We start from the raw sequence: 11976 nt of genomic DNA on the forward strand, positions 1-11976 counted from the left end.
CGGCACCGGTGACCCGGGGGCGGTGCCCGGGATCGGTGACCCGGGCCGTCCAGGGCCGGCCGGGCGGTTACGGCTTGCGTCCCACGCCGCAATAGGCGTCGACGGCGGCGAAGTTGGCTGAATCATCGGGGTTCGCGCGCCACTTCGTGACCTGGACGATCCCCGGTTCCACCAGCTCCAGCCCGTCGAAGAAGCCGCCGATCTCCTCGACGGCGCGGACGTGGTAGGGCACGGCGCCGCTCGCGTTGTACGCCTCCGACGCGGCGATCATGCCCGCGCTGGTGGCCGTGCTGTCGCTGATCACCAGATGACTCCCCGAGGGGAGACCGGCCATGAGCCGCCCGACCAGGTCGCGCGCCTGCGCGTAGTCGCCGACGTGGCCCAGCGTGTTGAGGATCATCAGGGCGACCGGCCGGGAGAGGTCCAGCGTTCCCGCGGCGGCTTCCAGCACGGCTTCCGGGTCGTACAGGTCCGCGTCCAGATAGGCGGTCCTGCCTTCCGGCGTACTCGTCAGCAGGGCGTGCGCATGGGCCAGGACCACGGGGTCGTTGTCGACGTACACGATCCTGGCGTCGGGGGCCACGCTCTGCGCCACCTGGTGGGTGTTGTCGGCGGTGGGCAGACCGGTGCCCACGTCCAGGAACTGGCGGATGCCCCGCTCCTGGGCGAGGTGCCGCACCGCGCGTCCCAGGAAGTGCCGGCTGGCGACCGCCACGTCGACGAGGCCGGGGAAGATCTCCTTGATGTGGTCGCCGATCTCCCGGTCGACCTCGTAGTTGTCCTTGCCGCCGACGAAATAGTTCCAGAACCGGGCCGAGTGCGGCTTGGACGTGTCGATCCGGCCGGGTGTTCCGGCGGTCGCGGTGGTCTGGGAAGTCGGGTCCGACACGGCAAAGCCTCCTGCACGGCTGCGTAGTTGATCAGGGCACCAACGTAGGCGAACTTTCTTTCCGGGCAGGGGAGTTGAGAGCGCTTGCTGTCACCTGCCGTGTCGTTTCGGCCATTCCGCAGCTCCGTGCGGCGAGTCGGCTCCGGTAAGCGGTTTCCCGAGGGTGGTCCACGATGGCGGACGGTGACCGACGGCCGCGGCAGCGCGGCGCGGGTTCGTCATGAGCCGTGCGAGCACCCGCCGGCGGGCGGGTGGTTCAGCCGGCGCTGTAGCCGAGTTGGCGCCTCATGTACGGCGTCATGAGGGTCTTGGCCTTCGCCGGCACCGAGGCGCGACCGCCCAGTACGGCGCTCTCGCCGCCCGGCACGGGCAGCACGGTCAGCCCGTCGGCGGGGCCGAAGGGCACGATGAGCGGGGTGCGCCGGACCGGCCGGTAGAGGCGGGGTTCCTTGCGGTGCCGGCCGGAACTCCTCAGGTGGACACGGATGTTGTGCGCGGCGAGATCGGCCTGGGCCAGCGCGGCGGGAGTGATCTTGAGTTCGGTGGCGTCGTTCACGTCGCCGACCGCGAACACGTCCGGGCGCCCCTCGACCCTGAGCCGCCGGTCGACCTTGATGTGCCCGGCCGCGTTCAGCCAGTCGCCGTGTCCGGCCAGTCGCAGCCAGAGGGTGTTGGGTGTGGTGCCCGTGGCCCAGAAGGAGAGGTCCGCGTCGATGATGTTGCCGCGCGCGTCGCGATAGGTGCCGAAGTCGTTTCCCGGCGACATGAACGAGTCGAGGCGCACCTCCACCTCGTGGGACTCCAGCCAGGCCAGCGCCCGGCGCCCGGCCCGCCTGCTGCCGGCGGAGTTCAGCAGCGCCGCCCCCGCGTGGGCGAGCGTGACCCGGGCGTCCGGCCGGGCCAGGCGTATCTCGGCGCTGAGCTCGACACCGGAGGGCCCGCCGCCGACGACGAGAACGTGTTCGGCGGCGGCGATCCTGCGCTGGTGGCCCGCGAAGGACTTGATCGTCTCCTCGGTGGTGGTGCCGGTGAAGCGGGCCGGCTCGGGGTAGTCGGCGCCGGTGGCGATCACGAGGACGTCGTAGGCAAGCCGCTCGCCCGTCGCCAGGACGACCTGCCGTTCGTCGGTGTCGACGCGGACCGCCTTGCCCACGACGATCCGGCCGTCGCGCAGCAGCCGGTCGTACGGGATGAAGGGGGTGACCGACCACTCCGGGCGCACGCCGGCGCGGAGCGAGGCGATGCGGTGGAAGAACACCTCTTTGCGGTCCACCAGGGTGACCCGGGCCGTCGTGTCCAGTCGCTTCGCCAGCCGGACGCCCGCGTAGCCTCCGCCGATCACCACTATGTCGCCGTCGCGCACGCGCGTCTCCTGAGCATGGGGGAAGCGAGCGGCCGCGCCGTGGGGGCTTCCTCGACCACTCGAACTGCCGACGAGCGTAGCGCTTGAACTTTTAAGTTCACGTGGAGGCGTGTGCAGCTGTGTGTACGTTCGGTGAAGCCGTGCAGCCGTGAAGTCATGCGGTGGTTCAGGTGCGCGCGGGGTTCAGGTGGCCCGCGGCCAGGCGCGCAGCAGCGCGGCGATCCTTGCGGCGGTGCAGGACGGATCCCGCAGCAGGTCACGCAGGGCCACCGCGTCCTCGCGGGTGGGCTTGACCGGTATCCCGGAGGCGTCCAGATACATCACGCCCGTCGCCGCGGCGACGGCCATGTTGGACCGCTCGAGCCAGCGGCAGCGGCCGAGGACGTGCACCAGGGCGGCGGCGCGGGCGTAGGGCCCGTCGTAGACGGGCTGCTCGAGCAGTTCGGCGCGGTGGCAGGCGACCGCCGCCACCGGTACCCCGTAGTCCTCGGGGGTGGGGTCGGCCGCGCCCGCGATCTCGGCGACCTGGAGGATCCAGGGGACGTCGATATGGAGTTCCATCAGGCGGCGTGCGCTCCCGGGACGCGCCGGTCGGCGTCCTCGGCCTCGTCGAAGACGGCCTGGTGCTCGTCCAGGAAGCGCCGTGCCGCGTCCAGGCCGCGCTGCCGCAGCCCGTCGGCGTCCTCGCGGACCAGGGCGGCGATGTACTCGCCGAGCGGCAGGCCACGGTCCTTGGCCCGGGCCTTGGCCAGTTCCGCGATCTCGTCGTCGACGCGGGCACCCAACTGTGTCTTCGCCATACGCAGACGGTAACAGCTGTTACCAGCCCGCGGCAGCCCCCTTCTTCAGCGGCGCGGGTTCGCCGCGCCCGCGGCCGCGACGACACGGTCCCGCTCGGACCGTGCGAAGAGGCCCTCCGCCAGCCAGACGTCGGCCAGGGCACGCACCGCGTCCACGAAACGGGCGGCGGTCGCGAACGGCGCCTGCTGCCAGAGGACGTCGAGGAAGGTCAGGCCGTCCCCACGGGCGCGGTTCGCCACCCCCGAGTCGGTGGTGCCGAAGACGACGACCGGCTCGGTGCGCCTGAAGTAGGCGTGGTAGGCGGCGTCGTCGGCGAGGTGGAACGGGGCCAGGGTCAGGCCGTGCGTGGTGAAGTGCTGCGGGCGTCCCTCGGGCCGGACCGAGTCGGCCAGATCGCCCCGGAGGGTGAAGTCTCGGTAGAAGGAGAACTGCCGGAGCGTTGTTTCCCGGCTCCGCGCGACCAGCAGGACCGGCCCGTGGAACAGCGACTGGACGGCGGGATCGTCCGGCGCCCTCTCGACGCGCAGGCGGTAGGGGGCCGAGAACGTGACCCGGTCGCCGCGCCGCCAGTTCCTGCTCAGGGTGAGGTAGCTGCCGGGCACGGCCCGAGCCGGTTGCGGGACACCGTTGACCGCGACGGTGAAGCCCGCCGTCGCCCAGGACGGCACCCGCAGCTTCAGGTCGAGTGCGCCGCCGCCCTCACGGAACGTCAGGGTGCGGACGCCCTCGGCCGGGTAGGTGCTCGTCTGCTCGATGACCAGCCCCCGCTCCGGAAGGCGCAGGGTGGAGGCGAGGTGGAGGTTGACGTAGACCGCGTCGCCGTCGGCGGAGCGGAAGTAGACCGAGTCCTGGTACTTGGTGTGGTTCTCCATACCGGTGCCGCCGCAGCAGGTGCCGGTGTTGCCGTACTCGCGCACCGCCCCCGGTCCCATGCCGACGAAGTAGGTGACCTCGGGACTGTCCGTGCCGGGGGCGTCCCGGCGGGAGGCGAGGATGTGGTTGGTCAGGCCCCGCTCGTAGTGGTCCATGTAGGCGGGGTCCGGTTCGTGGAAGAACAACTGCCTGCTCAGCTTGAGCATGTTGTACGTCGCGCAGGTCTCGGCGTTGTTGTCGCCCAGGGTGGCCGCGACGGCGTTCCGGGCCCGGAACATCTCGCCTTGGCCCGTGCCGCCCAGGCTGTACGTCCGGGGGCCCGCCACCATGTGCCAGAAGTTGCGGGCGGCGGCCGCGTACTTCTCGTCCCCCGTGTGGTCGAAGAGCCGCACATAGCCGGTGAACTGGGGAATGTGCTGGTTCGCGTGCCGGCCCTCCAGGATGTCCCGGTCGCCGGCGCAGGCGTCCAGCAGCGCGGTGTTGTCGAAGCAGCGGGCGGCGGCGAGGTGCTCGGCCCGGCCGGTGTGGGCGTGAAGGTCCGCCATCACCTCGTTCATCCCGCCGTACTCACCGGCGATGTAGATCGACCACATGCGCTCCAGCTGCGCCTTCGGCAGCCGGCCCAGCCTGCTGTGCACCCAGTCGCCCATCTTCGAGGCGATGGCGAGGGCCTGTGCGTTCCCGGCCAGGGTGTACGCGTCGAGGAGACCGCGCATGATCTTGTGGCAGGTGTAGTAGGGCGCCCAGATGGTGGGGTAGGTCGTGTAGCTCTCCAGCAGGATGAACTGCGTCTCCGGGTACGCCGCCAGGTAGCCGGGGTGGCTCGGTCTCGGCGAGCCGTGTTCGGCCAGGGCCTGCTGGCATTCGCCGAGCGCCGCCACCAGCTGGTCGAGCTTGGCCTTCAGGGCCGCCTCGCGCGTGTCGGCGTACGCCTGGGAGACGAGGGTGAGGAAGTGGCCGCCGTAGTGGCCCCGCAGATTGCCGTCGGCGGTCTCCCAGCCGCCCGGCGGCCGGGCCCCTCGGGTGTCGAGCCCGGCGTTGGCCCGGAAGACGGCCAGGATGCGGTCGGCGGGGTAGGTCCTCGCGTAGTCGAGCATCAGATCGCGCTTGCGACGGAAGACACCGTCGCCGAGGGTCACCTGGTCCAGCGGGAAGGGATGCACCACCCAGGCCGCCGGGACGGCTGCCGGGGCAGCGGCGGACGGGACATGTGCCGGAGTCCCGGCGAGCGGCGCGGAGACGGTGGCGGTGGCAGTGGCAGTGGACGTGGTGCGGGCTGCCGCCGGGGTCGCGTGCAGCAGCGGGACGGCGGCCGCGGTCCCCGCGGCCAGTCTCAACAGATGTCGGCGAGTGGGGGGTTGGGACATGCTGGGCTCCGTTTGTGTGTGTGGGGGGCGGGACGCAAGCGCCTGGCGGTGGAAGGTGTCGGTGGGCAGGGGGCGCGCGTGGCGGTGGAACGTGTCGGGGGGCCGGACACGCGGGGTGGAACGTGCGGGGCGGGCGTCGCTCGGCCGCATGCGCACTGCCGGTCGCCGGCCGGTGCACGACTACTCCCCGGGGGACGCGGTCGGCGGTTCCGTCGTGGTCGGCAGCCATACGCGCATCGTCGAGGGGCCTCGGCGCGCCCAGGAGTGGTAGGGCACCAGGACGATGCCGGCGCGCTCGGCAGCGGGGGCAGGGGTCCGGCCGATCGGCTGGTAGGGCCAGGTGGCGTCGTGCGGTTCGTCGTGCGGGGCGACGAGTGCACCGGGCGCCAGGACCGTGTCGTCCGGCCCGTCCTGCGGCGCGGCGGACGGGTCCACTCGTACGGCGTCGACCTCGTGCCCGTCCGGCAGGTCCACGGACTCGGCGCAGTACACCAGCGGACCGCGCTGGACGGCGGCGGTGCCGCGCACCGCGTCGATGCGCGGGTCGGGCGTGATCCAGCGCGGGATCACGGGCAGTTCGAGCCGTACCTCGTCGCCGGGCCGGAACAGCCGGGTGACCGTGGCCGTACCGGGTGCCACGGCTCGGCGCGCGCCGTCCGGGCCGACCAGCCGGGCGGGGGCACCCTGCGTCCACGCGGGGACGCGCAGCGACAGCGTCCAGGGGCGGTCCGGCGACCGGTCGATGCGCACGCTCACGTTCCCGCCGTTGGGGTAGTCGGTACGGACACGCAGCGCGACGCCATGGCCACCCGCGAGGGAGGTGGCGATCTCGGCGTCGGCGTACTGGTGCAGCTGGATGCCGTGGTCGTCCGCCGTCGCCAGGTAGCCGGGCAGCAGCGCCAGGGTCCGGGACACGTTGGTCGGGCAGCAGGACACGGCGAACCAGGGGGCGCGCAGGCTCGATTCGGCACGTGGGCTGTCGGCGTCCGGCGACGGCACGGTGCCGCGGCGGCGCCGGTGCAGGGTGTTGGCGTAGAAGAAGGCGCGTCCGTCGTCGGACGGGGAGGTCGCGACCACGTTGAACAGGGTCCGCTCCGCAAGGTCGGCGTAGCGCGGCTCGCCGGTGGCGAGGAGCAGCCGCCAGCTGAGCATCACGGAGGCCACCCCGGCGCAGGTCTCCGAGTAGGCGCGGTCCGGCGGCAGCACGAAGTCGTCGCCGAAGGACTCGTCCCGGTGGTGCGAGCCCATGCCGCCGGTCAGGTAGGTACGCCGGGCCACCCCCGTCTCCCACTGCCGTACGACCGCGTCGAGCAGGGCGTCGTCCCCGGTCTCCACCGCCACGTCGACGACGCCGGCCGCGAGATAGAGGGCGCGGACGGCGTGGCCGCGCAGCGCCGTGGCCTGTCGGACGGGCAGGTCGTCCTGGTAGTAGACGCGACCGAACTCGGGGTCGGCGAGGGTGCCGTACCCGCGGCGCTCGACGAAGAGCGCGGCCTGGTCGAGGTAGCGCTGCTCCCCCGTCGCCCTGGCCAGTTCGACCAGGGCCGTCTCGATCTCCGGGTGCCCGCAGACGCCCTCGATGCCGCCCGGCCCGAAGGTGGCGCACACGTGGTCGGCGGCCCGCCGGGCGATCTTCGCCAGCTCGCCCTCGCCGCGGGCCCGGGTCTGGGCGACGCCCGCCTGGATCAGGTGCCCGTAGCAGTACAGCTCATGGCCCCATTCGAGGTCGCTGTAGCGGGGCTGCTGACCGGGGCGGCCGAAGGCGGTGTTGAGGTAGCCGTCCGCTTCCTGGGCGGGGGCGATGGCCTCGGTGAGCGCGGCGATCCGTGTGTCGAGCGAACCGCCGGGAGACTGTCCGGCCTGCCAGGCCATGGCTTCGAGCAGTTTGTAGACGTCGGAATCGGCGAACTCCCGGCCCCGCCGGTCCCGGTGGATCCTGCCCTCCACGGCGGCCCGGAAGTTGCCGATCCAGCCGACGCGTTCCATCCAGTCCCGGCAGTGGTCGAGTGTGGCGGTCGCGTTGGTCCGCCGGCGTCGGGACCAGAAGCCCCCGGTGATCCGGACCTCGTCGAGGCCGAGCGGCCGCAGCCGTCCCCGGCTCGGCGCCACCGGCACAAAGGATGAGCGCACCGTGTTCTCCCTCACCAGTTCATGCCTCCGGTTCGTCCCTTCGGTGGGTCCGTCAGGTGGTCGCGCGGGTCGGGCAGCGTGTCAGCCCTTGAGCGCGCCCGACATGAAGCCCCGTACGTAGTGCCGTTGCAGCAGCAGGAAGAGGAGCAGGCAGGGCACGGCGAGCACCACCACCCCGGCTTCGGTGGCGCCGTAGTCGACGGCACCCATGCTCTGCTGGCGCAGGTTCGCGACGGCCAGCGGCAGCGGCGCCTTCTCGCTGTCCGAGATGAGGATCAGCGGTGCGATGAAGTCGTTCCAGGCCGCGAGGAAGGCGAACAGCCCCACCGTGATCAGCCCCGGCCGCACCGCGGGAAGGAGCACCCGGCGCAGCGCGCCCGCGGTTCCGCAGCCGTCGACCAGGGCCGACTCCTCCAGTTCGCGCGGCACGGCCTCGAAGGAGATCCGCATCATGAAGGTGGCGAACGGCAGTTGGAACATGGCCAGCACCAGGCTCAGCCCGAGCAGCGAGTTCTGCAGGTGGAGCCTGCCGAGCAGCACGTAGAGCGGGATGAGGAGCGTGGCGTACGGGACCATGAGGATGGCCAGGGTCAGCAGGAACAACAGGTTCTTGCCGGGGAAGTCGAAGCGGGCGAAGGCGTAGCCGCCGAGCAGGGAGACGCCGAGGGTCAGCGTGACGGTGAGCGCGGAGACAATGGTGCTGTTGCCGAGGTATCGCCACAGGCCGGCGTCGTAGTCGAGCAGCGTGCGGTAGTTGCCGAGGCCGTAACCGGTCTCCTGCGCGGTGCCGGGCTGTCCGTCGACCGAGGCCCAGGCGTTCCACAGCAGCGGGAAGAGGAAGATGACGGCCAGTCCTGCGGCGACGACGTAGTAGGGCGTCCGGCCGAGGGCCCTGGTGAGCACCGAAGTCTCCTGTCTCGAGCGGGTCATGACTCGTCGGCGCGGTGAAGGCCGCGGAACTGCAGGGCGTTGAGCAGGAGCAGCGCGGCCAGCACGACGATCGACAGGGCCGCGGCGGTGCCGAGGTTCAGCCGCTGGAACGCCTCGCGGTAGATCAACTGCACGACGGTGACGGTGCTGTTGTCGGGTCCGCCCTTGGTGAGGACGAAGAACTGGTCGAAGGCGAGCAGTGATCCGGTGACGCAGAGCAGCAGGGAGAGGGCGAGCGAGGGACGCAGCAGCGGCAGCGTGATGGCACGGAAGATCTGGCCGCGGCTCGCGCCGTCCATCCGGGCCGCCTCGTACACCTCGTGGGGGATGCGCTGGAGACCGACGAGCAGGATCAGCATGTAGAAACCGGCGAACTTCCAGACGACGAGGAACACCGTCGACAGAAGGGCCGAGGTCGGCGTGCCGAGGAAGGAGACCGGGTCGTCGACGAGGCCGAGCCGCTCCAGGAAGCGGCTGAGCGGCCCGGTGGTGGGGCTGTAGAGGCCCCAGAAGAGCAGCGAGGCCGAGGCGAGTCCGAGGGCACCGGGCAGGAAGTACACCGTACGGAAGAAGCCGGCGCCGGGACGGGACTCCTGCACCAGCAGGGCGAGGAGCAGCGCCAGGCCGAGCAGGACGACCGTGACGATCCCCGTGTAGAGGAGGGTGAAGCGCACAGCCGGCCAGAACAGGGGGCTGTCGGTGACGTCGGTGTAGTTCTCCGGGGCGTTGCCGCCCCGGTCTCCGGCGAGCAGCGGCCAGTCGCTGAGCGACATCTGGCCGACGAGGAGGAGGGGCAGCAGGAAGAAGACGGTGACGAACACGGCCGTGGGGGCCGCGTAGCCGAGGCCCTGGATCGTGCGGGAGTGCCGGCGGGGCACGGCGGTACGCGGTCGGCGGGCCGGGCGACGCACCACGGGCCGGTCCGCGGTGGTCGTCCGGTCGGGCGCCTTGACCTGCATGGCTCTCCTCTGCCGGGTGACGTGGGAGGGGTCGTGCCGGGGTTCGGAGCGTGCGGTGCGTGCGGTGCCGTGCCGTTCAGTCGGCCAGTGAGGCGGTGACCGCCTCGTTGTCCTGGTCGACGGACGTTCCGTCGCCGAAGACGGCGTCGCGCATCAGGGACAGCCAGGGCCCGTTGGGGTCGTTGAAGGTCTGGCCGAACTTCAGGGCGTACGGGGTGCGGCCGTTCGCCACGAGCTTGTTGATGGCGACGAGGCGCGGGTCCGCGGCGGAGTACTTGTTGGAGGCGAGGTCGGTGCGGGCCACGACGTCCTTGTGTGCGGCGACCACGTCGACCTGCGCTTCGTCGCCCAGTGACCAGGCGAGGAAGTTCCAGGCCTGGTCGGCCGACCCGCTGGTGGCGGAGATGCCGATGGCGTCACCGCCGACGAAGGTGGAGCTGCCGCCGTCGGGTCCGGGGATGGGTGCGACACCGAGGTCCAGGTTCTTGGGCATCAGGCCCAGCGTGGTCGACGGCATGGGCATGACGCCGACCTTTCCCTTCGGGAAGACGCCGGTCCAGGTGGTGCCGGTCTCGTCGCGTGCGCCGGGGGCGACGATGTCGTCCTTCACCCAGCCCCGGTAGGTGTCGTAGACCTTCTTCGCGGTCGCGGAGTCGAGGTTCGCCTCGGTTCCTTCCTTGTTCAGGACCTCCTCTCCCCCGGCCCAGATGGACGGCCACCAGGTGAAGACACCGCAGCCACCGCAGTTGCCGCCGAAGAAGGTGCCGTCCACGCCGCCGCCCAGCGCGTCGACGGCCCGCGCCTGCCGGTCCCACTCGCTCAGCGTGGTGGGCGGTTCGGCCGGGTCGAGCTTCGCCTTGCGGTAGAGATCCTTGTTGTAGAAGAGCACCGACAGGTCGAGGGTGTGCGGCACGACGTACTTCTTGCCCTCGTGGGTGCCCGCCTTGATGTGCGAGCGGGCCAGGTCGGCGGCGAAGGGCAGGGCGTCGACGCGCTCGGTGAGGTCGGCGAAGAGGCCGCTGGTGGTGTAGTTCGGCACGAACACCACGTCGGAGGCGAAGAGGTCGGGGAGGTCCCGGGAGCCGGCCGCCGCGCCGACCTTGGCCTGGTAGTCGTCGGTGGGGACGACGGTGAGCTTGATCTTGTTCTTGTGGGCCGCGTTGTACGCCTCGACCAGCGCCTCGCTCTGCGGGCGGGTGGCCGCACGCGTCCACATCGTCAGTGTGGTGCCGTCGTCGACGCCCTTGGCGTCCGCTGCCCCGCCCCCTCCCCCGCCGTCCGAGGCGCCGTCCCCCGACCCGCAGGCCGTGACCAGGCTCGCCGCGGCGAGGAGCGCGACGACGCCGGTGGTGAGCCGGCGGACGGGTCCACGTGGTCCGGTCGTGCTCCCCATGACGATCCCCCTTGGACGGGTTCTGCGACGGAAAGAAGCCGAAAAGGCTTTCTGAAATCTAGAACCCGGCTCACGACCCGTCAATCCCCTTGCAGGGAGCGGTTGTACGGGCCGCCTACCCGGGTGGTGCCGAAAGCTGTGAAAGCCTCCTGCGGGCACCCCGGCCGAAACATCTCGCGTACGGTTTACGCACGCGCCGCGAGACAGGAGAACCTCCATGACACCGGCCGTCGGCCCCTCTCGTTCGCAGCCCGCCACGCTCAGCGATGTCGCCCGGCTGGCCGGAGTGTCCATCGCCACCGCGTCCAAGGCCCTCAACGGCCGCACCCAGGTGCGCGCGGAGACACGGCAGCGGGTGATCGAAGCGGCCGAACGACTGGCCTTCCGGCCGAACCAACTGGCCCGCGGGCTGCTCGTCGGACGGTCGGGCACGGTCGGACTGCTGACCAGCGACCTGGAGGGCCGGTTCAGCATCCCGATCCTCATGGGTGCCGAGGACGCCTTCGGGGCCGGCGAGGTCGCGGTGTTCCTGTGCGACGCCCGTGGTGACGCGATCCGCGAGCAGCACCATGTCCGCGCGCTGCTGGGACGCCGCGTCGACGGTCTCATCGTGGTGGGCAGCCGGACCGACCCCCGGCCCTCCTTGGGGCGTGAGCTGCCCGTGCCCGTCGTCTACGCCTACGCGCCGTCGGACGATCCGGCCGATCTGTCCATCGTGCCCGACAGCGTCGACGCCGGCCGGATCGCGGTCGAGCACCTGCTGGCCTGCGGCCGCACCCGGATCGCGCACATCACCGGAGACCCCGGGTACCTCGCGGCGCAGGAGCGGGCCGAGGGCGCCCGGGCCGCGCTGGCCGACGCCGGTCTCGCCCCGGTCGGCGAACCGCGGTTCGGGGCGTGGTCGGAGGGCTGGGGGCGGGCGGCCACCGCGCTGCTGCTCGACCGGCATCCGGATCTCGACGCCGTGCTGTGCGGCAGCGACCAGATCGCCCGTGGCGTCATGGACGTCCTGCGCGAGCGGGGCCATCGGGTGCCGGAGGACGTGGCGGTCATGGGTTTCGACAACTGGCAGGTTCTGACCGCCGCCTCGCGGCCGCCGCTGACCAGCGTCGACATGAACCTGGAGCAGGTCGGCCGCGCGGCGGCGCACGCCCTGTTCGACGCGATCGGCGGGGTGCGGCGCTCGGGCGTGGAGACCGTCCGCTGCCGCGTGGTGATCAGGGGGTCGACAGCACCCCTGTCCTGAACCTCCCGCCGCCCCGATCTCCCGG

The 11976-nt window shown here is 71.6% G+C and carries 10 protein-coding genes; 1 reads left to right on the forward strand and 9 read right to left on the reverse strand.

Annotation, left to right across the window (positions count from 1 at the left end; genetic code table 11):
* Positions 1 to 67: 67 nt before the first annotated feature.
* The 9 genes from OHU34_RS03085 to OHU34_RS03125 form a co-directional block, all read right to left on the reverse strand.
* Positions 68 to 889, reverse strand: coding sequence for an SAM-dependent methyltransferase (locus tag OHU34_RS03085; RefSeq protein ID WP_142267768.1), 822 nt, complete (start codon positions 887 to 889; stop codon positions 68 to 70).
* A gap of 256 nt (positions 890 to 1145) precedes the next feature.
* The gene (locus OHU34_RS03090; RefSeq protein WP_230193891.1) at positions 1146 to 2252 is read right to left on the reverse strand and encodes an NAD(P)/FAD-dependent oxidoreductase; all 1107 of its coding nucleotides are present in this window, start codon (positions 2250 to 2252) and stop codon (positions 1146 to 1148) included.
* A gap of 183 nt (positions 2253 to 2435) precedes the next feature.
* The gene (locus OHU34_RS03095; RefSeq protein ID WP_020126621.1) at positions 2436 to 2813 is read right to left on the reverse strand and encodes a hypothetical protein; all 378 of its coding nucleotides are present in this window, start codon (positions 2811 to 2813) and stop codon (positions 2436 to 2438) included.
* Positions 2813 to 3052 carry a hypothetical protein gene (locus OHU34_RS03100; RefSeq protein WP_142267766.1) on the reverse strand — a complete coding sequence of 80 codons (240 nt, stop codon included), beginning with the start codon at positions 3050 to 3052 and terminating at the stop codon, positions 2813 to 2815. Before OHU34_RS03100 ends, OHU34_RS03095 begins: the two co-directional genes overlap by 1 nt.
* A 45-nt stretch (positions 3053 to 3097) precedes the next feature.
* Positions 3098 to 5293, reverse strand: a complete 2196-nt coding sequence (locus OHU34_RS03105) for a beta-L-arabinofuranosidase domain-containing protein (protein WP_200839901.1) — start codon at positions 5291 to 5293, stop codon at positions 3098 to 3100.
* A gap of 180 nt (positions 5294 to 5473) precedes the next feature.
* On the reverse strand, positions 5474 to 7423 hold the full coding sequence (locus tag OHU34_RS03110; protein ID WP_405764493.1) for a glycoside hydrolase family 127 protein: 1950 nt from the start codon (positions 7421 to 7423) through the stop codon (positions 5474 to 5476).
* A gap of 81 nt (positions 7424 to 7504) precedes the next feature.
* Entirely contained in the window at positions 7505 to 8326 is an 822-nt protein-coding gene (locus tag OHU34_RS03115) for a carbohydrate ABC transporter permease (protein WP_142267764.1), read from the reverse strand.
* Positions 8327 to 8349: 23 nt separating this feature from the next.
* The gene (locus OHU34_RS03120; protein WP_142267763.1) at positions 8350 to 9312 is read right to left on the reverse strand and encodes a carbohydrate ABC transporter permease; all 963 of its coding nucleotides are present in this window, start codon (positions 9310 to 9312) and stop codon (positions 8350 to 8352) included.
* 76 nt (positions 9313 to 9388) lie between these two features.
* The gene (locus OHU34_RS03125) at positions 9389 to 10705 is read right to left on the reverse strand and encodes a sugar ABC transporter substrate-binding protein (protein ID WP_230193894.1); all 1317 of its coding nucleotides are present in this window, start codon (positions 10703 to 10705) and stop codon (positions 9389 to 9391) included.
* A gap of 217 nt (positions 10706 to 10922) precedes the next feature.
* Between OHU34_RS03125 and OHU34_RS03130 the strand changes: the two genes are divergently transcribed.
* A complete protein-coding gene (locus OHU34_RS03130; RefSeq protein WP_142267761.1) occupies positions 10923 to 11951 on the forward strand; it encodes a LacI family DNA-binding transcriptional regulator in 1029 nt (342 codons plus the stop codon).
* Positions 11952 to 11976 lie beyond the last annotated feature (25 nt).

This window comes from Streptomyces sp. NBC_00080, assembly GCF_045041255.1.
GTDB classification, from domain to species: Bacteria; Actinomycetota; Actinomycetes; order Streptomycetales; family Streptomycetaceae; genus Streptomyces; species Streptomyces coriariae.